Here is a 22,358-nt window from a genome sequence, read left to right on the forward strand (position 1 = left end):
GGTGCCCGGACACGCGTGAAGGCCCTCCACAGCTGTGGAGGGCCTTCATTCTGTGCGCCGCCAGGGACTCGAACCCCGGACCCGCTGATTAAGAGTCAGCTGCTCTAACCAACTGAGCTAGCGGCGCATGACTCCCGCCTTCCGCTTCCGCGGTCGGCGACGAAAGAAATACTACCTGGTCCGGCGGGGTGCTCCGGACCACCCGGGTCGGGCCCGCCGCTGCCCACCGGTCGGGCGGCGCGAAGGCGCGGACAGCCCCTAAGGGCTGTCCCGAAATCCCCGGCGGGCGCACGACGACAGCTACGGCACTCGCCGCGTTGTCGGATCGCCCGGATACGCCCGGTATGAGGACGACCCTCCGCCTTGCGATGCACCGCGTCTGACGCCGCGCGCTGATCCACCGGGGATCACGGGACAGCCCTTAGAGGGCGAGCGACACGAGCACCGGGGTCGCCCCGCGGTTCAGGGTGTCCGCGGCCCGGCGCAGCCGGTGGGCGTGCTCGACCGGGAGGGACAGGGCGAGGCAGCCGACCGAGGAGCCCGCGGTGATGGGTACGGCGGCGCAGACCGTGCCGATCGCGTACTCCTGGAGGTCGAGCACCGGCACCGTCGGCGGCTGGGCGTCGAGCCGGGACAGCAGCAGCCGCTCGTCGGTGATGGTGCGCGAGGTGAGGCGGGCCATCCTGTGACGGGAGAGGTGGTCGCGGCGGGCGTTGAGGTCGAGCTGGCCGAGAAGGCTCTTGCCGACGGCGCTGGCGTGGGCCGAGGAGCGGAAGTCGACCCATTCGTTGACCGCGGGGGTCGCCGGGCTCTCGGCGCACTGGGTGACCTGCACCTCGCCGTCGATGTAGCGGCTGATGTAGATCGCGGCGCCCACCGAGTCGCGCAGCCGGTCGATGGTCTGCTGGAGCTTCTCGCGCAGCGCCAGGTCACGGCCGTGGGCGGAGTCCAGCCGTCCGAGGGCGGCGCCGGCGACGAACACGCCGTCGGTGACCTGCTCGACGTACCCCTCCCGGCGCAGCATCCGCACCAGCGCGGTCAGACGGTCGGGGCCGAGGCGCGTCCTGCGGGCGAGTTCGGCGTCGGTGATGCCGGCGGAGTGCCGGGCCACCGCCTCCAGGACGCGCAGGGCGTCCTGGGCCGAGTGGTACGGCGCGGTCGGCTCGTTCATCAGCGCCACGGTTTCCCCCTGCGCTTCCTGGGTCCTCGATCCGGACAGCTGAGCTCCTCCACGATAACTGTCAAACGGTGGACAAGGAGGGGCTGTTGACCAGAATGTTCGTCCCCCGCGGTGCTCTCAGCAGCGGCGTGACACCCTGGCATATGCCAAGGTCATGGCCCGTCGGGCATGCCCCGGGGGCCGGACCTCGCACCTTCCCGCGTTCACTGCTTGTAGTCACAGGACCGCGCTGAGGAATTCCCGGGTCCTCTCGTGCTCCGGATCGCCGAATATCCGCTCCGGCGACCCGGCCTCGATGACATGGCCGGAATCGAACATCAGCACCTGGTCCGAGATGTCACGGGCGAAATTCATCTCGTGGGTCACGCAGAGCATGGTGATGTCGGTGGTGCGGGCGATGTCACGGAGGACGTCGAGGACACCCGCGACCAGCTCGGGGTCGAGCGCGGACGTCACCTCGTCCAGCAGCAGCACCTGCGGCCGCATCGCCAGCGCCCGCGCGATCGCGACCCGCTGCTGCTGACCGCCGGACAACTGGCTCGGATAGGCGTCGCACTTGTCCGCGAGGCCCACCAGGTCGAGCAGCTCACGGGCCCGTTCCTCGGCCTCGTCCCTGGACAGGCCGAGGACGGTGACCGGCGCCTCGGTGATGTTGCGGAGCACCTTCATGTTCGGGAACAGGTTGAACTGCTGGAAGACCATCCCGATCTTTTTGCGGACCTCACGGACCTGCTTCTCCCCGGCCGGGAAGAGCCGCTCCCCGGCCACCGTGATCGTCCCCTCGTCGGGCTTGGCCAGGGTCATCAGCAGCCGCAGGATCGTCGTCTTGCCGGAGCCCGAGGGCCCGATCAGCGTGACGTGCTTGCCGGGGTCGACGCGGAAGTCGAGCCCGTCCAGGACGGTGTTGTCCCCGAAGCGCTTGGTGACCTTGTCGAACCGGATCAGCTCCTGGGTCTCCTGGTGGGGGGTGTCGGGGGTCTGGTTGTCGATGTCAACGGACAAGACGTCGCTCCAGGGCTCGCAGAAGGAGGGAAGCCGGATAGGAAATGAGGATGAAGGCCACCCCGATGACCGTGAGGGGCTCGGTGAACTGGAAGTGCTCCTGCGAGTACAGCCGCGCCTCGCCGAGCATCTCCAGGACCGTGATCGCCATCAGCATCGGGGTGTCCTTGAGCATCGATATGACGTAGTTGCCCAGCGCGGGCACCACCCGGCGGATCGCCTGCGGCAGGATCACCGCGGTCCAGGTGCGCCGCAGGGGCAGGTTGAGTGCCGTGGCCGCTTCCCACTGGCCGGCCGGTACGCCCTCGATACCGGCCCGGTAGACCTGCATCGTGTACGTCGAGTAGTGCAGCCCGATCGCGACGACCCCGGTGGTCAGCGCGGAGAACGTGATGTTCCACTCGGGCAGCACGTAGAAGAGGAAGAACAGCTGCACCAGCAGCGGGGTGTTGCGCACGAACTCCGTGACGGCCCCCACCGGCCAGCGCACCCAGCGGGTCGGCGCCCGCATCAGCAGCGCCCACACCAGTCCGAGGGCGAAGGAGATCAACGAGCCGAGGGCCAGCGCCTTCAGGGTGACCAGCAGCCCGTCCCGGAAGAGCGGCATGAAGTCACCGACCGCGCTCCAGTCCCACGTCATGCGACACCTCCGTCATCGGCTGTCCTGTACCGGGTCATGAGGCACCTCCGCTCGCCGCGCCCACTCCGCTCGCCCCGGCGCGCCGCGGCTCCCGGGCGAGGACACGGCCCTCGGGCGCCCTGCCGAGCCCGGCCTTCAGCCGCCGCTCCAGGACGCGCATCAGCCGGGTGATCACGAAGGCGATCACGAAGTAGATCAGCAGGATGTACGCGTAGATCTCCGCGCTCTCCTGGAGCGCGAGCCGCACCAGGTTGCCGCTGAAGGCCAGATCGCCCATACCCATGATCGAGACCAGGGCCGTGCCCTTGAGCAGCTCGACCAGCAGGTTGCAGAAGGAGGGGATCATCTCGGGTATCGCCTGCGGGAGCAGGATCAGCCGCATCCGCTGCCAGGGCGTGAAGCTGAGCGCGATGCCGCCCTCGCGCTGGGCGGGGTCGACGGCGTTCAGGGCGCCGCGCACGATCTCGCTGCCGTACGCCCCGTACGTCAGCCCCAGCGCCAGCGTGCCCGCCCACAGCGGGACGAGCTGCCAGCCGAAGGCGAGCGGCAGCACGAAGTACACCCAGAAGATCATGATCAGTGCGGAGGTCCCGCGGAACACCTCGGTGTAGAGGCCCGCGAGGAAGCGGACGATCCACCGCCGGGAGGTACGCGCGACGCCCACCACGAAGGAGACGGCCCCCGCCACCAGCGAGCCGAGGAACAGCAGCTGGAGGGTGACCCAGATCCCCTTGAGTACGAGTTCCCAGAGTCCCGGGGTCATTCGCGGCAGAGCTCCTTCGCGGTCATGTCGGTCATCTCGGCCCTGGTGAAGCCGAACGGCCGCAGAATGCGGAACAGTTCGCCGCTCTTCTTCATCTTCCGCAGCTCCCCGTTGAAGGCGTCCCGCAGCCGCGTCTCGGCCGAACGGAACGCGAAGCCGCCGCCGTCGACGTGCGGCTTGCCCTTGACCAGCGGCGCGAAGGGTTTCGTGCTCTCCGCCTTGCGGGACTTCCGCACCACCTCGCGGACGGTCAGCGCGGTCCCGGCGAAGACGTCGACGCGCCCCGCCTCGACGGCGTTCAGCCCGGCGACCTGGTCGGGCACGATCAGGATGTCGCTCTCCTTGTACCCGGCCTCGACGGCGTACTGGATCTCGGCGTACCCGGTGCCCGTCGCGAACCTGGCCTTCTTCGCCACGACGTCCTTGTAGTCGTGCAGGGCCTTCGGATTGCCCTTGCGCACGATGAACGCGTCGAGCATCTGGTAGTCGGGGTCGGCGAAGATGACCTGCTCGCACCGCTCGGCGTTGATGTACATCCCGGCGGACACGACGTCGAACTGCTGCGAGTTGAGGCCGGGGATGAGCGAGCCGAACTCGGTGGGGACCGGCTGGACCCGGTCGACCCCCAGGCGCTTGAAGACCGCCTTCGCGAGTTCGGGCGCCTCTCCGGTCAGTTCACCGTTCCTGTCGATGTAGCCGAACGGGATCTCGCCCGCGATGCCCAGCCGCACGACGCCCTGCGCCCTCAGCCGGCCGAGGAGATCGCCGCCGTCCGTGCCGGCGGCCGTGGCCACCCGGCTGCAGCCCGCGGCACCCAGCGCGCCGACCGCGCCGAGCGCCGAGACGCCCGTGAGCAGCGCACGCCGGCTCGGGCCGCGTGTCCGCGCACCGTTCCCGTCGCTTCCGTCATTGCGTAGTGGTGGAGCCATGGCGGCGCGGCTACCCGGGACCACGCGATCCATTCCGGCCACCGTGCGCCCCGACCGTCGACGAGGCGCCCTTGACCCCGGCGAGACCATGGAACGCATGACCGAGCGCATGACCGACCGGCACATCGAAGTCTCCCTGGTCAAGCGGGGAGTCCACTGCACGGCCAGACTGCTCGACGAGCGGGCACCCCTCACCTGCGCGGCGGTGTGGGACGCCCTCCCCCTGGCCGGTGACGTATATCACGCCAAGTACGCGCGCAACGAGATCTACGCCCTGTTCCCGCCCTTCGCGGCGACCGAACCCCCGCTGGAGAACCCCACGGTCACCCCCGTCCCCGGCGACCTCTGCTACTTCGCCTTCGCGGGCACCGAGCTGGGCACCAAGGCGTACGGCTACGACACCGAGGTGCGCCCCGGCACCACGGTCGTCGACCTCGCGTTGTTCTACGAACGCAACAACCTGCTGATCAACGGTGACGTGGGCTGGGTGCCGGGCATCGTCTGGGGCCAGATCGTCGAAGGCCTCGACACCATGGCCGAGGCCTGCAACGACCTGTGGCGCTCCGGCGCGCTGGGGGAGAGCCTCAGCTTCCGGCGGGCGTAGCGAGGACGGGCGGCGCGGCGACCCCGGCCGCCCCCGCCCTGTACAGCGCGTGCGCCGTCCGCAGGACCAGGTCGTCACGGTGGCGGGCGGCGACGATCTGCAGGCCGACGGGCAGCCCCGCGGCGTCGCTACCGACCGGCACCGACGCCGCGGGCTGCTGCGTCATGTTGAAGGGGTACGTGAACGGGGTCCACCCCGTCCAGCGCCGGTGTCCGGAACCCTTCGGGACCTCGGCGCCCGCCTCGAACGCGGTGATCGGCACCGTCGGCGTCACCAGCACGTCGTACGACTCGTGGAAGCGGCCCGTGCGGCGGCCCAGGTCCATCCGGACGTCCACGGCGGCCAGATGGTCCAGGCCGCTGAGGCGTGTGCCCTGCCGGCAGATCTCCCGGAGGGCGGGGTCCAGCAGTTCCCGCCGGCGCGGCGCGAGGTGCTGGACCACCCGGGCCGCGCCGCCGAACCACAGGGCGTGGAACGCGTCCATGGGGTCCCTGACGTCGGGGTCCGCCTCCACGACGTACGCGCCCAGGTCCGCGAGCCGTTCCACAGCCCGCCGCACGGCCGCCGCGACGTCCGGCCGGACCGCGACCTGCCCGCCGAGGGACGGCGAGTAGGCGACCCTCAGTCCGCGCACCCCGTCGTCCAGCGCGTCCACGAAGGAACCGCCGACCGGCCCGAGCGCCGACCAGTCCCGCGCGTCGGGCCCGCTGATCACGTCCATCATCAGCGCCGCGTCGGCGGCGTCCCGGGTCATCGGCCCCACGTGCGAGAGCGTCCCGAAGGGGCTCGCCGGATACAGCGGCACCCTCCCGTACGTCGGCTTCAGCGCGAAGATCCCGCAGAAGGCGGCCGGGATGCGCACACTGCCGCCCCCGTCCGTGCCCAGTGCCAGCGGTCCCGCTCCCAGCGCGACGGCCGCCGCGCTGCCGCCGCTGGAGCCGCCCGCCGTGCGCGACACGTCGTAGGGGTTGCGCGTGATCCCCGACAGCGGTGAGTCGGTGACGCCCTTCCAGCCGAACTCGGGTGTCGTCGTCTTGCCGAGGAAGACGGCGCCGTGCTCGCGCAGCCGGGCGACGGACGGCGCGTCCTCGTCCCAGTCGCCCGCCGGGGAGACGGTCTTCGAGCCCCGCAGGGTCGGGCCGCCGCGCAGCAGCAGGATGTCCTTGACGGAGACCGGAACGCCGTCCAGCAGCCCCACGGGCTCGCCCCGCCGCCACCGGTCCGCGGACTCCGCGGCCTGCGCGAGCGCCGTGTCCGCGTCGAGGCGGACGAACGCGTTCACGGCCGGCTGCACCTCCTCGGCCCTGCGCAGCGCGGCCCGTGTCGCGTCCACCGGGCCGAACTCGCCCTTGCGATAGCCGTCGACGAGTTGGACCGCGGTCAGCTCGGTGAGTTCGGTCATCGGCCTGCCCCTCCAGGAAGTTCGGCGGTTCAGTGTCCGGGCACGTACCCGCGTTTCTTGTCCACCACGTTCGGCAGCGGTCTGCCCGCCTCCCAGCGCTCGTACATCTCCACGAACTGCGCGCCGAGTTCGTCCCGCCAGCCGACCGTGTCCCCGCTCATGTGCGGTGACACGATCAGGCCGGGAACGTCCCACAGCGGGCTGTCCGGACCGAGCGGCTCGTGCTGGAAGACATCGAGGGCCGCGCCGGCGATCCACCGTTTCGACAGGGCCTCGGCGAGCGCGTCCTCGACGACCAGCGGCCCGCGCCCGACGTTGACGAAGCGGGCCGACGGCTGCATCATCCCGAAGCGCCGCGCGTCGAACATGCCGTACGTGGCCTCGGTGAGCGGCGCCGCCGAGATGACCCAGTCGGCGCGTGCCATCAGCCGGTCGAGTTCCTCGGGTCCGTGGATCCCGGTCCTCGGGGTGCGTCCCACCAGCGCCGTCGTCACCTCAAGTGCCTTGAGCGACTTGACGATCGCCCGCCCGATCGGCCCGGAGCCGACCACGCACGCGCGGGTGCCCGCCACCCGCTGCGACTCCCGGTGCCGCCACTCCCGCCGTCCCTGCAGGTCCCAGGTCCGCGGCAGGTCCTTCGCCATCGCCAGCACCAGGGCGGCGACGTACTCGGCGATCGGCCGGTCGAAGATGCCCCGCGCGTTGGTCACCACTGTGTCGGACGAGGCGAGTTCGGGACACAGCAGATGGTCGACGCCCGCGCTCGCCGTGTGCACCCAGCGCGGCCGCCGGCCCTCGCCCGGCCAGGCACGCCGTACCGCCCGCGAGGTGAAGTCCCAGACCAGCAGCACGTCCGCGCGCGGCAGCCGCTCGGCGAGCGTCGACTCGTCGGCGTGCTCGATCCGCACCCGGCCGGTGAGCCTGCCGAGGCGGGGGAGCGGGTCGGCGTCCAGGACGAGCAGCGTGGCGCGGTCCGCGGACGCGGCGGCGGACAGCGGCGTGGACGCGGTCGCGGACACCGGGCGGGGCGTGCGGGGGAAACCGTTTCGCAATGCGAGTCCGCTTTCCTGAGAGGACGAACCTGCGGGGACGAGCGTGCGGGGCCGGGCGTGCGCGAGACGCGGCCGAGGGGGGCGAAGCCGGGGGAGCGGGCGGGGCCGTAGCCGTCTGAGATGCGCGGATTGACCACGCTCGCACCCGAACCTACCTTCGTCAACACGGTCGCGCGCACGGTCTGTTGTCCGTCGACGCCTCCGCGTGGGTCCCGTGTTCCGCCCCGCCCTGCCCCACCGCCGTTCCCGCTCCTCCTCGCTCGTCCTCGCTCTTCGTCGCTCCTCCTTGTTCCTCCCCTCGTCTCGTCGTCCGCGTTCGCCTTCGTGAGGCCGGTGCTGCCATGGACGTCTCCCTGGACATCTCGTTTCTGGGCGGTCCCCGCCCGCAGCGTGGGGTGGGCGTCGTCGCCCCCTTCGACTTCGCTCTCGACCGGGAACTGTGGCGCTGGGTCCCGGACGACGTCTCCCTGCACGTCACGCGCACCCCGTTCGTGCCGGTCGAGGTCAGCCTGGACCTGGCGCGCCTGGTCTCCGAGCACGAGACGCTCGGCGACGCGGTCCGGGCGCTGAACGCCGTCGCGCCCGAGGTCGTGGCGTACGCGTGCACCTCGGGCAGTTTCGTGGGCGGGGTCGCGGGCGAGCAGGCGATGTGCGAGGCCATGAGGCGGGCGGGCGAGGTGGCCTCGCTGACCACGTCCGGGGCGCTGCTGGAGGCCCTGGCCGAGCTGGGCGCACGCCGGATCGCGCTGGTCACGCCGTACACGGTCTCGGTCACCCAGTCCCTGGAGGAGTACCTCGCCGAGGCGGGCGCGGAGGTCACCGGGCGTGCCTTCATGGGCCTGACCAGGCATATTTGGAAGGTGCCCTACCGCGACGTGGTCGACATGGCCCACCGCGCCGTCCGGAACGGCCCGGCGGACGCGCTCTTCATCAGCTGCACCAATCTGCCGACGTACGACGTCATCGCCCGGCTGGAGACGGAACTGAACATCCCGGTCATCTCGGCCAACCAGGTGACGATGTGGGCCGCGCTGCGTCATCTGGGTACCCGGGCAGTGGGCCCGCGCCAGCGGCTGGTCCGGGGACACCTTCCCCGCCCCTCCGGTTCCGGGGGACAGTCCGCGCACCGGGCTCCCGTACTGCCGGAAGAACAGGAAGGCTGGACATGACCGCACTCGGATTCCTCTACCCGGGCCACTCGGCCGAGGACGACTACCCGCGTATGGAGCAACTCCTGGGCAGCGACATCCGGCTGCCGTTGATCCACACGGACATCGGTGAGGACGCGCACCGGGTGGACGCCCTGCGCGAGATGGGCTCCCTGGCGCGGCTCTCGCCCGGCGTCGAGGAGCTGCGGCTGTCCGGGGCCGAGGCGGTGGTCTGGGCGTGCACCAGCGGCAGTTTCGTGTACGGCTGGGAGGGCGCGCACGAACAGGTGCGCTCCCTGGCCCGTGCGGCGGGCCTGCCGGCCTCCTCGACGTCCTTCGGCTTCGCGCACGCCGTGCAGGAGATCGGGGCGCGACGGGTCGCTGTCGCCGCGACGTATCCGGACGACGTGGCCGAACTCTTCGCGGACTTTCTCCGGAAGGCCGGGGCCGAGGTGGTCTCGGTGCGGGCGTCCGGGATCGTGACGGGGGCCGAGGTCGGGACGTGGGGTGAGGCGGAGGTGTTCGCGCTGGCCCGGGACGGGGATCATTCCGACGCCGATGCGGTGCTTCTGCCGGACACGGCACTGCACACGGTCGCTCATCTGACGGCACTGGAGAAGGAGCTGGGGAAGCCGGTCCTCACCGCCAATCAGGTCAGCGTCTGGGAGGCACTGCGGCTGGCGGACCGCCGCGTCAACGCGCCCGCGCTCGGCACCCTCTTCACCAGGGAGCCCCTGGTCCAGTCCTGACCCCGTCCCTGGGGGCCGCGCCCTCAGACCCCCGTTCGGCCTGGACGGCCTCGTCCTCGATCGCCGGACGGGCTAGAAAATCCGCAGCCCAGGCCGGCATATCCAGCCCGTCCGGCGCTTGAGGACGAGCCCTTCGGGCGATCCGGGGGTCCAGGGGGCGCTTGCCCCTTGGTGGGGTCCGGGGCGCGGCCCCCGGGGACGGGTCGGGCAGGGGCGGCGGGGGCGAGGAAAGGCCGGTGGGCGGGAATAAGCGGGGACTGTCTCCTGTTCCACCACGAAGGACCGCATCACGTACGCAATCAGGAGGCACCCCGGTGGACGCGACGGACGACACGGACGAGATCCGAGGCACCGCACAGGGCACCGCCCCCGTACCCCTCTCCGTGCTGGACCTGGTCACCGTGGGCGCCGGCCGCACCGCCACCGATGCCCTCCGCACCAGCGTCGCCATCTCCCGCCTCGCGGAATCCCGCGGCTTCCACCGCTACTGGGTCGCCGAGCACCACTCCATGCCGGGCGTGGCCTCGTCCTCTCCGGCCGTGATCCTCGCCCACCTGGCCGCCCACACCACCCGCATCCGCCTCGGCTCCGGCGGCGTCATGCTCCCGAACCACGCCCCCCTGGTCATCGCGGAGCAGTTCGGAACCCTGGAGGCCATGGCCCCGGGCCGGGTGGACCTGGGCCTCGGCCGCGCCCCCGGCACGGACGGCGCCACCGCGGCGGCCCTGCGCCGCACCGACCACCCGGGTGAAGGCGCAGACGACTTCCCCCAGCAGCTCGCGGAGCTGACCCGTTTCCTGGACGACGACTTCCCCGACGGTCACCCCTACGGCCGTATCCACGCCGTGCCCGGCCCGGTGCAGGCCACCTCGCCCGGCGGCGTCCAGTCCCCGCACCGCCCCCCGATCTGGCTCCTCGGTTCCTCCGGCTTCAGCGCCCGCCTGGCCGGTGTCCTCGGCCTCCCGTTCGCCTTCGCGCACCACTTCTCGGCGCAGAACACCATCCCGGCCCTGGACCTGTACCGAGAGTCCTTCCGGCCGAGCGAGGTGCTGGACTCCCCGTACGCCCTGATCGGAGTCTCCGCCCTCGCCACGGACGACGAGAACGAGGCCCGCCGTCAGGTGATGGCCGCCGCGCTGAACATGGTGCGCCTGCGGACCGGACGCCCCGGCCTGGTCCCGACCCCGGAGGAGGCGGAGGCGTACACCTTCTCGCCGATGGAGCGGGAGTTCATCACCTCCTGGAACGCCAACGTCATCCACGGCACCGCCGACGAGGTCCGCGCCGGTCTCGATGACCTCCACAAGCGCACCGGCGCCGACGAGCTGATGATCACGGGCAACGCCCACAGCGGCGACGTACGCCTGCGCTCGTACGAACTGATCGCGGACGCCTACGGGCTGCCGAAGGCCCGGGCCGGCCAGGAGGCCCCGGCGGGCCTGGCCGAGCAGGGCGCTCAGGCCTGAGCGCAGGCCGCCGTCAGCAGCGCGGAGATACGGTCCGGCGCCACCGGGCGGGAGTACAGCCACCCCTGCCCGGTGTCGCAGCCGATGCCGCGCAGCCGGGACGCCTGGGAGGCGGTCTCCACGCACTCGGCGGTGACCGTCAGGCCCAGCCGGTGGGCGAGCTGGATGAGCGCCTCGACGATGACCTCGTCGGCGGGACTGGGCCGGGCGGAGCCGCCGTCGTGGGTGTCGTACTGGAAGCCGCGGACGAAGGAACCGTCCAGCTTCAGGACGGAGACCGGCAGCCGGCTGAGGTAGGCGAGGTTCGAGTAGCCGGTGCCGAAGTCGTCGATGGCGATACGCACGCCCATGTCGCTGAGGGACTGCAGGGCCTGCAGCGGCCGGCCCGCCGAGCCCATCACCGCCGACTCGGTCAGCTCCAGCTGGAGCAGCTGCGGGGCGAGGCCGGTCTCCGCGAGGATCTCCCCGACGTCCGCGACCAGGTCGGAGTCCCACACCTGCCGTACGGCGACATTGACGCTGACGAAGATCGGCGGCGCGTCCGGATGGTCCAGCTGCCAGCGGCGCGCCTGCCGGCAGGCGGTGGCCAGCACCCAGCGGCCGAGCTGCACGATCGAACCGTCCTCCTCGGCCAGCCCGATGAACCGATTCGGCGTCAGCAACCCGAACTGCGGGTGGTTCCAGCGCACGAGCGCCTCGACTCCGCGTACGCCGCCGTCCTCCATGCCCACCAACGGCTGGTACTCCAGGGCGAATTCATCCCGCTCGACGGCCGCCCGGAGGGTGGAGGCGAGTGCCTGGCGGGTCATGCGGTGGGCGTTGCGCTCCGGGTCGAAGAGTGTCCAGCGGCCTTTGCCGTCCGCCTTCGCCCAGTACAGCGTCGTGTCCGCGGCCTGCATCAGACCGGTCGCGGTCGTCCCGGCGGCGCGGCGTTCGACGACCCCGATCGACGCGGAGAGCGACAGTCGCCGGCCGGAGAGGTCGAACGGCGCCTGAAGTGACGTCAGGACGGACCCGGCGAGGTCCGCCAGTTGGTCGGTGCCCGTGGAGTCCTCGACGAGCAGCGCGAACTCGTCGCCGCCCAGCCGGGCCACCAGCGGAGTGGCCGCTCTGCCGGAGCCGGCCGCGTCGGCGCACCGCGTCAGTCGCTCGGCGACGGCGGCGAGCAGTCGGTCGCCCACCCGGTGGCCGAGCGTGTCGTTGACCGCCTTGAACCCGTCCAGGTCCAGATAGCAGAGCCCGATCCGGCCGGTGCCGCCCTCCTCGTACGCCTCCGCCTCCAGCGCGGACGTCAGACGTTCGAAGAACAGGGTGCGGTTGGGCAGCCGGGTCACCGGGTCGTGCATCTGCAAGTGCCGTAGCCGCGCCTGGAGTTCACGGCGGGGGCTGAGGTCCGTGACGGACAGCAGCACCGCCTCCTCGCCCGGCGGCAGCGGAGCGACCGTCACTTTGACCCACAGCGAGTGCCCGTCGGGGTGCTTCAGCCGCCGGGTGCAGCGCAGCCGGGCCTGCCGGCCGCGCAGCACCTCCCGGTAGGCGTGCCAGGTGCGGGCGTCGGAGGCGAGGTCCACCAGATCGGCGGCGATCCGCCCGGTGAGCGCGCCGGATCCGAAGCCGAGCAGTGCGCCCAGTGACTCGTTGGCGGTGACGACCTGACCCTCCCGGTCGACCACGGCCATCGGGAGCGGCGCCGCGGCGAAGGCGGCGCGAAACGTACGCGGGGACGTCCCGGGAGGCCCCGCCGGGTCGGTGAGCAGTTCCGCCGGGACGTACGAGCCGGATGGGGAGCCGGATGGGGCGGACGCGCCGGAAGACGATCCGGCGGACGTACGAGGAGATGTAGTGGTGTGACGTTCTGTGACGGCCGGCCGGTCGAGGTCTGCCGCGGGCGCCGGCCCTTCGGACGTTCCGCTCACCGCTCGCTCCCGCAAAGCACTCGTTCTTCGTATGGGTCTCTCGGAGTGGTCGGCCGGTGCTGGACGGCCGAACAAGCCGTGTCCGTGCAGGAAAGTGTGCCGATCATAGAGGTTGGTCTCGGGGCCTTGCAGCCACTCTCCAGTGTCCCGGAACAACCACCGGTTCTGACAGATCGTTTCTGCCTGCATCTGGACCGGATCCTTCGTCAGGCGATCATATGTGACGTTCCGTGAGTGTTCGGGGTGTCGGCCGGGGTGTCGGTGGCATGCGACCCCTCACTCTTCTGGTGCAGACAAACAGGGCGAAGTAGTACGAATCTACCCAAGCTGGGTGTGGTGTCCCGAAAGCCGCATCCGGAGGTCGACGTGCCGCGTCAGCTCCCCCTGAGGAGTCTCGCCCGTGAGCTCCTGCTGGGTCTCGCTCCCCAAGGGGCCTCCCGCTGGCGCAGTACCGCGGCCGCGTTCACCTCGCTGGCGGCGGTGGTCGCGACGTCCCTGGTGACGGGCCCCGCCCTCGCCGAACCCCTCTTCGCCCCCTGCGCCCTGAAGCGGACCGACGCCCACCACTCGGAGGGCCTGGACGCGTGGAACGCCGCCTACCCGCGCCCCATCCGTCCCCTCGACGCGGTGCTGGTCTTCCTGTCCTTCCCCGACTCCCGGCCGCGCACCACGCCCGCCGAACTGACGGCCGATTACTTCCCTTCCACCAGCCGCTTCTTCGAGCGGGCCTCCTACGGCAGGTTCACGCTGCGTCCGCATGCCCAGCACGACTGGATCCGGATGCCGCACTCCTCCACCTCGTACGCCATGCGGCGCGACTGGAACGCCACGCGCCGCGCCGCCTATCTGCGCGACGCGATCGGTGCGGCCGACCGGCAGGTCGACTTCTCGCGCTACGACATCGTCTACTTCGTCGCCGATCCGGACGCGCCGGGCGTCGACTCCGACGCGACCAAGGTCGTCAACCTCGACACCCCCCTGCGGGCCGACGGCAAGGACATCAGCCGCGTCGTCACGGTCTTCGAGAAGCACCCGCCGGACCGGCTCGTCCTCGCCCATGAGACGGGGCACGTCTTCGACCTGCCCGACCTCTACCACCGCCCCTCCGACGACAAGGGCGACTGGGACACGTACGTCGGCGACTGGGACCTCATGGGCAGCCAGTTCGGCCTCGCGCCGGACCTGTTCGGCTGGCACAAGTGGAAGCTGGGGTGGCTGGAGCCGCGGCAGGTGGCGTGCGTGGGCGCCCACGGGAGCACACGGCTGACGCTGGAGCCGCTGGGCGCGGGGCCGCCGGCGGCCGGGGTGGGCGCGGCGGGGGCTCCGGCGGCCGGGGTCGCTGCGGAAGCGGACACCTCCGGCGCTTCCGGCGGCGCACCCGGCGGCGCTTCCGGTCCCGGGCCGGTCGGCGCCGGCCTACCGGTCTTCGGCTCCGGGCGCGGCACCAAGCTGGCGGTCGTCCGTACGGGGCCCGAGAGCGCGCTCGCCTTCGAGGCGCGTGGCTCGGCGGGCAACGACGGTACGACCTGCACGCAGGGCATCCTCGTCTACCGCGTCCGCAGCGAGGCCGCGTCCGGTGACGGCCCGATCCAGGTCATCGACGCCCACCCGCACTCCGAGTCCTGCTGGGGCGAGTCGGTCTACCCGCCGCTCGCGGACGCGCCGGTAGGGCTCGGCGAGAGCTTCACGGTCCCCGGCGAGAAGGTGCGCGTCGAGGTGGAGGACTGGACGGCCGCGGGGGAGTGGACGGTGAAGATCACGACGGGCTGAACCCCTGCGGACATGGCGATGGCGAGGCGCGTTCGCATGTCTGCGAACAAGCCTCGCCATCGCTAGCGTGCGCCGCCAGGGACTCGAACCCCGGACCCGCTGATTAAGAGTCAGCTGCTCTAACCAACTGAGCTAGCGGCGCCTGCTGACGTCGTAGACCTTAGCATCCTGATCGGCGGGAGGAAAAATCGATATCCGCACCGCGGCGGAGGCCGCCGCGCGGGCCGCACGGACGGCCGCCCAGACCAGGATCTCGGCGCCGGGCAGCCAGGGATGCCGGGTGTCGGGGGCCACCAGCCAGCGGGAATCGGGGCGGGTCTCCGGATCCGGCCCGGTGCCGCCGCCGGCCGTGCCGCCGTCCCTCAGGGCGGGGACGGTCACCGCGTCGCCGATGCCGTGACAGAGCAGCGGAGGGATCGCGCCGACGCGTCCCAGGCCGCCCGGACCGGCCGGAGCGCCGATGCCGCCGTCGAAGTCGTCGCGGTCGTCGAAGCCGCCGAGAGCGCCGGCGTCCCGGATGCCCCATGAGTCCTCGGCGCCGCGGGATCCCCACTCCTCCCACTCCAGGAGCGACGGCAGTCGCTGAGCGGTGCCCGGCGCGCCGAAGAGCAGCATCCGCCCGCGGAACACGGCCACCGGGCCGGAGCCCGGCCCCTCCTCCCACAGCCGGTCCAGCATCCGCCGACCGAAGATCGCGGGCGTGTTGACGACATCGAAGGCGGTGCCGCAGGGCAGGACGACCGGCGCGGTCGGCCGGTCCTCCCAGAGGGCGAGGGTGCTGCGCGGATACGTTCCTGCCGAGGCGAGCCAGGCGGCCCCTTCCGCGGTGACGCCCGAGGCGTCGGACCGGTCGGACAGCGGGGCGCCGGTGCCGTGGGGGGAGGAGCCGGCGGTGTTCCGTGTGCTGCTCATGGACAAGGTCTACCGTCGGTGAGCGCTCCGTCTCCGAGGGTTGCGGGAAATCGGGACAGGGAGGGTGCGAATGGGGTATGTCACGCACCGCTGGCGTATGCCAGGAGATCCTGCGGGCGCCGTCCACCTGGCACGAGGAGGCCGCCGACGGCCGGGACTGCCGGGGATGCCGGAGATGCCAGGGGAGGTCCCGGCGGGAAACCGGGGGGCGTCCCCCGGTCGTCGCACCGTGCCGCTAGGCGTGGTCGCCCACGCCGTGCCCGTGTCCGTTCCCGTCCGCCCCCCGGAGCAGGCCACGGCCGAACTCGACCATCTTCTTCGCGTAGTCCTCGGTCCACTCGGCGCGCTCGGCGATGTCGGCCGTCGTGAGCCGGTCGAAGCGGCGGGGGTCGGCGAGCTGTGCGGCGGCGATGGCCTGGAACTCCAGCGCCCTGTCGGCCGCCGCCCGGAAGGCGAGCGTCAGCTCCGTGGCCCGCGCCAGCAGAGCCCGCGGATCGTCTATCGACTCGAGATCGAAGAAGTGCTCCGGGTCACCGGCCGCCTCCGCGGGCTCGAAGAGCAGGGGCGCGGGGCGTAGCCGCGGTTCGTTCCGACGCGGCGTGGGCTCCGCCATGTCTTCTCCTCCTCGTACGGTTCAGGGGCCCGTTTCGTGGGTGGGCCACCGTCCATTGTCCCCCGCTCGCGCAAGGGGGCCCGTGGAACGGGTCGGATCGGGGTTCAGGGCCGCCATTCCACCCGGTGCTCCGCCAGGTGCGACAACACGGCGTGGCTCGCCTCCCAGCCGTCCGGGAACTTCACCGTGACGCCCAGTTGGACGGGCTCGGTGGAGGGGTGGTCGTCCAGCAGTTCGGTCACCCCGGCCCGGCAGACCACGATGCACGCGTGCCGGTGCCGGGAGGCGAGGACGCACAACCGTCCCGTCTCCAGGTGGAACGCCGTCGCGTCCGGCCGCCCGGAGAGCGGGTGGAGCACCACCGTCACGTCGAACTCGCGGCCCTGGAGCCGGTTCGCCGTGTCGACGGTGACGTCCGTGACCCCGAGCTCCGCCAGCGCCGCCCGCACCACCGCCGCCTGGTCCCGGTGCGCCGTGCCGACGGCGATCCGGTCGGCCGTCAGCGGCACCGGATCGGCGGACCGCTCCGAGGTCGCGGCGCCACCGCGCTCCAACAGCCGCCGTACGACCTGGGCCACCGCCCGTACCGCCTCGGGGTCGGTACGCGGCGTGTGCCGGGCCGGCAGCTCCAGGAGTCCCCAACCCGTCTCCGCCGCCTCGTCGATGACCCGGTCGGGGCCGGAACCGTCCGACGGCACACCGAAGTCCAGCCGCCGGTCACCGTGTCCCGTACCGCTGCGGAACGGCGTGTAGGGGTAGAACGCGTTCGAGACCAGCGGGGCGGCGGACGCCGGGAGCCGCCACGACACCGGCAGCCGGTGCTGCGGCAGTTCGGGGTTGTGCGCGAGCAGGGTCGTGACGGCGGACGCCGAAGGGTCGTACGACAGTCCCGCCCACTGCTCCGCGCCCACGATGGCGAACGGGTCCAGCTGGCCCGGATCACCCACGAACAGCGCCCGCTCGAAGAGGCCGGCCACGGCCAGCAGCGCGTCGGAGCGCATCTGGTAGGCCTCGTCGACGATCGCGTGCCGCCAGGGCTCGACGTTCTTGACGTGGGCCCACTTCGCGGCGGTCGAGATGACGACCGGGAGGCCCGCCAGATCGGTGGCCTTCGCCGACTTGCGGACGTTCCCCAGGTCGTCGAGCGCCTTGTCGTACGGATCGGCGTCACTGCTGTGCAGGCGCCCCACCGGCAGCTCGGGATCCTTCTCGGCGAGCCGCAGCACCAGGTCGTCGACCTGGGAGTTCGTCTGGGCGATGACCATCAGGGGGCGTCCGGCGGAGGCGAGTTCGAGTGCCGCGCGCACCACGAGGGTCGACTTCCCGGCGCCGGGCGGGGAGTCGACGACGACTCCGCGGTGCGTGCCGTGCAGGGTGTCGCGCAGGATCGCGTCGGTGGCGCGGGCGGCCGCGGCCCCGGGATCGAAGTCCGTGGTCACAGGATGTCCTCCTCCGTCACCGGATCCGGCTGCGGTACGGCGTCGGGGTCGCCCGGCGGGCCGCCGTGCGTCCACGGTGTCTCCTCCGGGTCGGGCAGCTTCGCGCCGCCGCGCTGCTCGTGCTCGAAGAGCGTGAAGCAGACGAGGTCCCCCTTCTCCGGCACGGATCCGGGCTCGGGCTCCTTGCCGCGGCCCATCTTGTCGACGATCCGCAGCACGAGCAGACCGCCCTCCTCCTCCGGTCCGTCCCGGCCGACGACGACCCTCGCGGGTTCGCCGTCTCCCGTGGGGCCACCGTCCCCGGCGGGGCCATCGTCTCCGCCGGGGCCACCGTCTCCGGCGTGTCGGGGGGCCTCCGCGTGTCCGCGGGCCTCCGCCCGGACCGTGGCGTCCGCGTGTCCGACGAACTCGGCCGCCTGCGGCTTGCCGTCCAGCGACCGGTAGACCTTCGTGCGCTCACCGAGATGCGGCCGGTCGTCCGTGCGGACGGTCACCAGGGGGCGGGGGCTCGGGCGTCTGCTCTCGCTGTACGTCATGACGACATCGATGACCTCGCCCGTGAAGGCCTCGCCGACCAGGCGCCGGCCGGCCATGACGAGCGGATCGTCGAGGGCCTCCTGCGCGTCCAGGCGGGCCTGTTCGCGCTCGCGCGTGGCCAGCTTGTTCGCTGCCGTGACCGCGTCGTCGCGGCGCGGCTGCGGTGGCTCGCCCGCGACCACCCGGTCGCGGTGACCGGTGAACGACCAGCGGTCGCGGGTCCACCGGTCGGCGGCGTGCGCCCCCTCGGGCAGCGTCCGCAGCAGGTCGAGGCCCTGCCACACCGCGTCCCAGGTGGGCCGGGCGACACGCTCCACCAGGGCGCGGATCTGCCGCTCGGCCGCGGTGAGTTCACCGAGCCGGTCGTCCGCCTCCAGGCCGTCCTCGGCGGCGGCGAGTGCCGTCCGCGCGCGGTCGTAGCGCTCGATGGCGGGGGCCAGCAGCTTGTTGTCGAAGGCGGGATCGGTGGCCGGTCCCGCGGGCGGGCGGACGAGCTGGCCGCCGGAGTCCCGCCGGAGCTCCGCCGCCAGGGCCGCCCGCGCGCCCGACTCGCCCGCCGGGGGATCGATCCAGGCGAGCAGCGCTCCCAGGTGCTGGTCCTCCAGGCTGCTCTGACCGGTGGCCCAGTGCCGGGACAGCACGTCGCCGAGGGCGAGCAGCAGGGCGGAGCCGGGCACCCGGGCCCGCTCCCCGAAGTGCGTCAGCCACCGCCCGAGCAGCGGCACCCGGGGCGGCGCCGGGTGAGGGGCCTCCGGCTCCTGCTCCGCGGTGCGCCGGAACCGCATGGAGCGCCCGAGGAGTCGTACGAACTCCACGCCGGCCCGGCTCGGCACGATCAACTGGGGCGCGTCCGCGCACAGCTCGACCTCGACCTTGACCCGCTTCCCGGTCTCCGGATCGGTCTCGCTGCGCTCGGCCGCCTCGACCACGTCCGCGTAGGAGTCGAGGTACGGCAGGACGACGTCGGCGAGCTCGGCGAGGAACGCGAACCGCAGGTCGCGGTCCCGGGGCTGCGGCACGACCAGCAGCCGCGGCGCGTCCCGGTCCGTACCGACCAGGGCGCCGAGGGGGGCGCCGGCCTCACCGGCGGTGATCAGGGGTACGAGGACGAGCGGCCGGCCGGAGAGATGCCGGTGCCGGACGGTGGCGACGGGCTGCGCCCGGCCGCTCTCGACGGCTTCCAGCCGGGCGAGGGTGGCGATCAGCGACAAGGGGCCACCTCCGGAAGCGCTGCCTGGCCGGTGGGGCGCGCCGACTCCCCTCCCCGCAGGGCTTCCGCGCGCAGCCGGGCCGCTCTGCGCAGCGCGGCGACCGCCGGATCACGCGGGTCCCCGGCGTCTCCACGGGCTGCCGCCAGTACGTCGTCCACGGTGGTCAGACCACCCAGCTCCGCGCGCAGTGACCGCCCCAGCGAGGTCACCGCGCCCTCGTCCCGGGAGCGGGCGCGGCAGTGGAAGGCGAGCTCGCAGGCGGCCAGGCACTCGGGGGCGTAGGCCGCGGGGACGGCCTCGACCGCCGCGGTCAGCCGGCCGGCCGGCAGGCTGGGGTCGAAACAGGTGCCCTCGGGCAGGGCGGCCGCGATGTCCTCGACGCGGGTGAGGCGGCCCAACTGACGGCGGGTGACCGCGCGTTGCTTGCGGACGTCGACGGCGGACGCGGTCGGGAGGTTGGAGAAGTCCTTGGGGCAGACCAGCAGGACGCGGTGGCGGACCTCGGGGACCGGGTCCAGACGCGCGGCGACCTCCTCCAGCGCGAGGACGTACACCGCCGACTGGCGGGCCGCGGCGCCCACCTTCGCCGGGTCGGCCGAGCCGTCCAGCATCGGGAAGGACTTGATCTCGACGACCGTCCAGGTCCCGTCGGGGTGCACGACGACGGCGTCCGGTTCGAGGAAGGCGGGGGAGCCCGCGACGTCGAGGGCGACCATGGGGTGGTCGAGCAGGGTCCAGCCGCCGGCGGCGGTGGCGTCGCGCAGCGCCAGCGCGGTACGGGCCGTGCGGCCCTCGGGGCCGGCGGCGGTCAGGTCGGGGACGGTCCCGGCCCGGGGCGGCTCGGCGCCGGGGTCCAGCTTCTCGTGCACGAGCCGCAGCAGCTCCGCGCCGCCGTCCGCCTTGACCCGCGCCTCGAACGCGTTGCCCCGCATGAAGGCGAACTGGGACTGGCCGAAGGAGGACGGTGAGCCCAGCCCTTCCGCCAGCTTCGCCTTGTCGACGCCCGCGCCGTCGAGCAGCGCGCGCCGCTCGCATCCGGGGTTCGCGGCGAGCGCCGCGAGAGCGCGCGCGTCCAGGGCCTTGGGCGGTACGGCGGGGCCGCGCAGCTCAGCGAGTCTTCCCCAGACTCCCGGCTTCGCTGGAGGAGGGGAGATCCCAGTCCGCAGCTCCGTCCCCCGCGTCCGTGGGTGGGGCACCGGGGTCGGCTCCCGGTCCGGTGCGGGACTCGCGCTGTCGGGGAATGCGTTCACCCGTGGAAGTCTGGCATCCGGCACTGACAATTGGGGAACCCGCGTCGTGGGAGGCGCCCGCGAACCACGGGATCCGGGTGGTCAGGAGTGTCCTCACGCGGTCCGCGAGCCGTGTCACCTGGGGGGTGAGCAGCAGGCCCGCTCCCATCACCGCGACACCGGCGACCGCGTCGAGGAAGTAGTGGTTGGCCGTGCCCATCACGACGATCGTGGTGAGCAGCGGGTAGGCGATGCCCGCGAGCCGGACGACGCGTGTGCGGCCGTAGCGCCACAGCATCACTCCGCACCACAGCGACCAGCCCACGTGCAGGCTCGGCATCGCCGCGTACTGGTTCGTCATGCCGCCGAGACCCCGGGGGGCGCTCGCCTCGCCGCCCCACCAGCCGTACGAGCTGTACTGGGCCATCGTGTCGACGAAGCCGTGGCCCGCCGAGAGCAGCCGGGGCGGGCAGGTCGGCATCAGGGTGAAGCCGATCAGACCGATCAGGGTGGACGTCATCAGCCAGGTGCGGGCCGCGCGGTACACGACGGCGCGGGAGCGGAAGAGCCAGATCAGGATGGCGGGCGTCACCAGGTAGTGCAGTGACGCGTACCAGAAGTCGGCGGGCACGCCGAGCCAGGCCTCGCGTGTGAACAGCCGGTTCAGCGGGTGCTCCGCGTTGAGGTGGAGGGCCTTCTCGATGCGCAGGATCTCCAGGCCGTGGCCGACGGCGCTGTCCGTGTCGCCCCGGGCGAGCAGCCGGCCCGCCGAGTACGACGCGTACACCAGGACTATCAGCGGCAGCTCGGTCCACCAGCGCAGCCGGAGGCGGGGCGCGGAAGGGCGCAGCTCGGTCCACCGGCGGAGCCGGGCGCGCGGTGCCGTCCCGGTCCGCCGTGCATCGGTCTGCGGCATCCGATCGCCCTCCCCCATCTGCTCGTAGTGCCCCGGCGACCCCGCCGGTGGCCGCACCGGCCGTGCGCGGGCTACCGCTCGCGGTGTGACGGTGCGCAGGTCTGTTCGTGACGATGCGTGGCCGCACCGGATTTTACGGCGTATGTGAACGGCCATGGGAAGCGCCCCCGGTCGTCAAGGACGCTGAGATCGCCCGGCGGGTTGCCCCGCGCGGGGGTGCGGGATGATGGAGTGACCCATTTATCCGGCGAATCGGGAAGGCTTCTCCTCATGGCACCGCGCATCCTGCTGGCCCGGCACGGACAGACGGAGTGGTCGCTGTCCGGAAAGCACACCGGCAGGACCGACATACCGCTGCTGGACGAGGGTCGGCGCGGAGCCAAGACGCTGGGCGAGCGACTGCACCGGGCTCCCTTCGACGGACTCCCGGGGGCGGAGGTGCTGACCAGCCCCCTGGCACGCGCGCGGGAGACGTGCGAGCTGGCCGGCTTCGGTGAACGCGCCACCTCCTGGGACACGCTGATGGAGTGGGACTACGGCGCGTACGAGGGGATGACCCCGGCCGAGATCCAGGCCGTACGCCCGGGCTGGTTCATCTGGCGCGACGGTGTGCCCGGGGGCGAGAGCCTGGAGCAGGTCACCGCGCGCGCGGACGAGGTCGTCGCCCGGGCCCGCGCCGCGGACCGCGACGTGCTGGTCTTCGCGCACGGCCACATCCTGCGCTCCATCGGTGCCCGCTGGCTGGGCCTTCCGCTCGACTTCGCCGCCCGGATCCGTCTCCACCCGACCTCGCTGTCGGTGCTCGGCTGGGCCTACGGGGAGCCCGCCATCGAGGCCTGGAACGACCTCGGACATCTGACCGTGTAGGCCGGGTCGGCCC

20 protein-coding genes and 2 tRNA genes are annotated in these 22,358 nt (G+C 72.4%); 6 read left to right on the top strand and 16 right to left on the bottom strand.

Annotation, left to right across the window (positions count from 1 at the left end; genetic code table 11):
• Positions 1–53 precede the first annotated feature (53 nt).
• The 6 genes from OG199_RS26185 to ehuB form a co-directional block, all read right to left on the bottom strand.
• Positions 54–127: transfer RNA gene (locus OG199_RS26185), tRNA-Lys, on the bottom strand.
• A gap of 294 nt (positions 128–421) precedes the next feature.
• Complete coding sequence (locus OG199_RS26190) at positions 422–1,180, bottom strand: IclR family transcriptional regulator C-terminal domain-containing protein (RefSeq protein WP_356797364.1); 759 nt, start codon at positions 1,178–1,180, stop codon at positions 422–424.
• 216 nt (positions 1,181–1,396) lie between these two features.
• Positions 1,397–2,182: an ectoine/hydroxyectoine ABC transporter ATP-binding protein EhuA gene (ehuA, locus tag OG199_RS26195; RefSeq protein ID WP_356797366.1), complete on the bottom strand. Its 786-nt coding sequence runs from the start codon at positions 2,180–2,182 to the stop codon at positions 1,397–1,399.
• Positions 2,172–2,822: an ectoine/hydroxyectoine ABC transporter permease subunit EhuD gene (ehuD, locus tag OG199_RS26200; protein ID WP_168528279.1), complete on the bottom strand. Its 651-nt coding sequence runs from the start codon at positions 2,820–2,822 to the stop codon at positions 2,172–2,174. Before ehuD ends, ehuA begins: the two co-directional genes overlap by 11 nt.
• A 34-nt stretch (positions 2,823–2,856) precedes the next feature.
• Positions 2,857–3,585 carry an ectoine/hydroxyectoine ABC transporter permease subunit EhuC gene (gene ehuC, locus OG199_RS26205; RefSeq protein WP_356797368.1) on the bottom strand — a complete coding sequence of 243 codons (729 nt, stop codon included), beginning with the start codon at positions 3,583–3,585 and terminating at the stop codon, positions 2,857–2,859.
• Positions 3,582–4,514, bottom strand: coding sequence for an ectoine/hydroxyectoine ABC transporter substrate-binding protein EhuB (ehuB, locus tag OG199_RS26210; protein WP_356797370.1), 933 nt, complete (start codon positions 4,512–4,514; stop codon positions 3,582–3,584). The genes ehuC and ehuB overlap by 4 nt, the downstream gene beginning before the upstream one ends.
• 109 nt (positions 4,515–4,623) lie before the next feature.
• Between ehuB and OG199_RS26215 the strand changes: the two genes are divergently transcribed.
• The gene (locus tag OG199_RS26215; RefSeq protein ID WP_356797494.1) at positions 4,624–5,118 is read left to right on the top strand and encodes a DUF3830 family protein; all 495 of its coding nucleotides are present in this window, start codon (positions 4,624–4,626) and stop codon (positions 5,116–5,118) included.
• On the opposite strand, the gene OG199_RS26220 is transcribed toward OG199_RS26215, so the two are convergent.
• Both OG199_RS26220 and OG199_RS26225 read right to left on the bottom strand, forming a co-directional pair.
• Positions 5,099–6,520 carry an amidase gene (locus OG199_RS26220; protein ID WP_405831539.1) on the bottom strand — a complete coding sequence of 474 codons (1,422 nt, stop codon included), beginning with the start codon at positions 6,518–6,520 and terminating at the stop codon, positions 5,099–5,101. The genes OG199_RS26215 and OG199_RS26220 overlap by 20 nt on opposite strands.
• A 29-nt stretch (positions 6,521–6,549) precedes the next feature.
• Positions 6,550–7,539, bottom strand: a complete 990-nt coding sequence (locus OG199_RS26225) for a D-2-hydroxyacid dehydrogenase (protein WP_356797374.1) — start codon at positions 7,537–7,539, stop codon at positions 6,550–6,552.
• A 374-nt stretch (positions 7,540–7,913) separates the two neighbouring features.
• On the opposite strand from OG199_RS26225, the gene OG199_RS26230 reads away from it, so the two are divergent.
• From OG199_RS26230 to OG199_RS26240, 3 genes are all read left to right on the top strand, one after another.
• Entirely contained in the window at positions 7,914–8,741 is an 828-nt protein-coding gene (locus OG199_RS26230) for an aspartate/glutamate racemase family protein (RefSeq protein ID WP_405831542.1), read from the top strand.
• Positions 8,738–9,469: a decarboxylase gene (locus OG199_RS26235; RefSeq protein ID WP_356797378.1), complete on the top strand. Its 732-nt coding sequence runs from the start codon at positions 8,738–8,740 to the stop codon at positions 9,467–9,469. The genes OG199_RS26230 and OG199_RS26235 overlap by 4 nt, the downstream gene beginning before the upstream one ends.
• A 314-nt stretch (positions 9,470–9,783) precedes the next feature.
• A complete protein-coding gene (locus OG199_RS26240) occupies positions 9,784–10,935 on the top strand; it encodes an LLM class flavin-dependent oxidoreductase (protein WP_405831544.1) in 1,152 nt (383 codons plus the stop codon).
• Here the strand turns inward: OG199_RS26240 and OG199_RS26245 are convergent.
• Positions 10,926–12,851: a putative bifunctional diguanylate cyclase/phosphodiesterase gene (locus tag OG199_RS26245; protein WP_405831546.1), complete on the bottom strand. Its 1,926-nt coding sequence runs from the start codon at positions 12,849–12,851 to the stop codon at positions 10,926–10,928. The two genes, OG199_RS26240 and OG199_RS26245, sit on opposite strands and share 10 nt — an antisense overlap.
• Positions 12,852–13,187: 336 nt before the next feature.
• Between OG199_RS26245 and OG199_RS26250 the strand changes: the two genes are divergently transcribed.
• The gene (locus OG199_RS26250) at positions 13,188–14,621 is read left to right on the top strand and encodes a M6 family metalloprotease domain-containing protein (protein ID WP_405831548.1); all 1,434 of its coding nucleotides are present in this window, start codon (positions 13,188–13,190) and stop codon (positions 14,619–14,621) included.
• 68 nt (positions 14,622–14,689) lie between these two features.
• Here OG199_RS26250 and OG199_RS26255 read toward each other — a convergent pair.
• The 7 genes from OG199_RS26255 to OG199_RS26285 form a co-directional block, all read right to left on the bottom strand.
• A tRNA-Lys gene (locus tag OG199_RS26255) sits at positions 14,690–14,763 on the bottom strand.
• Positions 14,754–15,533 (bottom strand): bifunctional DNA primase/polymerase, encoded by a 780-nt coding sequence (locus OG199_RS26260; RefSeq protein ID WP_356797386.1) that lies wholly within the window; start codon positions 15,531–15,533, stop codon positions 14,754–14,756. Before OG199_RS26260 ends, OG199_RS26255 begins: the two co-directional genes overlap by 10 nt.
• Positions 15,534–15,768: 235 nt before the next feature.
• Positions 15,769–16,146: a hypothetical protein gene (locus OG199_RS26265; RefSeq protein ID WP_405831549.1), complete on the bottom strand. Its 378-nt coding sequence runs from the start codon at positions 16,144–16,146 to the stop codon at positions 15,769–15,771.
• Positions 16,147–16,250: 104 nt separating this feature from the next.
• A complete protein-coding gene (locus OG199_RS26270) occupies positions 16,251–17,585 on the bottom strand; it encodes an AAA domain-containing protein (protein WP_356797388.1) in 1,335 nt (444 codons plus the stop codon).
• Complete coding sequence (locus tag OG199_RS26275; protein WP_405831551.1) at positions 17,582–19,333, bottom strand: hypothetical protein; 1,752 nt, start codon at positions 19,331–19,333, stop codon at positions 17,582–17,584. The genes OG199_RS26270 and OG199_RS26275 overlap by 4 nt, the downstream gene beginning before the upstream one ends.
• Positions 19,324–20,529 carry a hypothetical protein gene (locus tag OG199_RS26280; protein ID WP_405831553.1) on the bottom strand — a complete coding sequence of 402 codons (1,206 nt, stop codon included), beginning with the start codon at positions 20,527–20,529 and terminating at the stop codon, positions 19,324–19,326. The genes OG199_RS26275 and OG199_RS26280 overlap by 10 nt, the downstream gene beginning before the upstream one ends.
• Positions 20,441–21,478 carry a phosphatase PAP2 family protein gene (locus OG199_RS26285; RefSeq protein ID WP_405831554.1) on the bottom strand — a complete coding sequence of 346 codons (1,038 nt, stop codon included), beginning with the start codon at positions 21,476–21,478 and terminating at the stop codon, positions 20,441–20,443. The genes OG199_RS26280 and OG199_RS26285 overlap by 89 nt, the downstream gene beginning before the upstream one ends.
• Before the next feature lie 270 nt (positions 21,479–21,748).
• Here OG199_RS26285 and OG199_RS26290 point away from each other — a divergent pair, with 270 nt between their 5' ends.
• Positions 21,749–22,345: a histidine phosphatase family protein gene (locus tag OG199_RS26290; protein WP_356797393.1), complete on the top strand. Its 597-nt coding sequence runs from the start codon at positions 21,749–21,751 to the stop codon at positions 22,343–22,345.
• Positions 22,346–22,358 lie beyond the last annotated feature (13 nt).

Source organism: Streptomyces sp. NBC_01176, from assembly GCF_045039825.1.
In the GTDB taxonomy this organism is placed as follows: Bacteria; Actinomycetota; Actinomycetes; order Streptomycetales; family Streptomycetaceae; genus Streptomyces.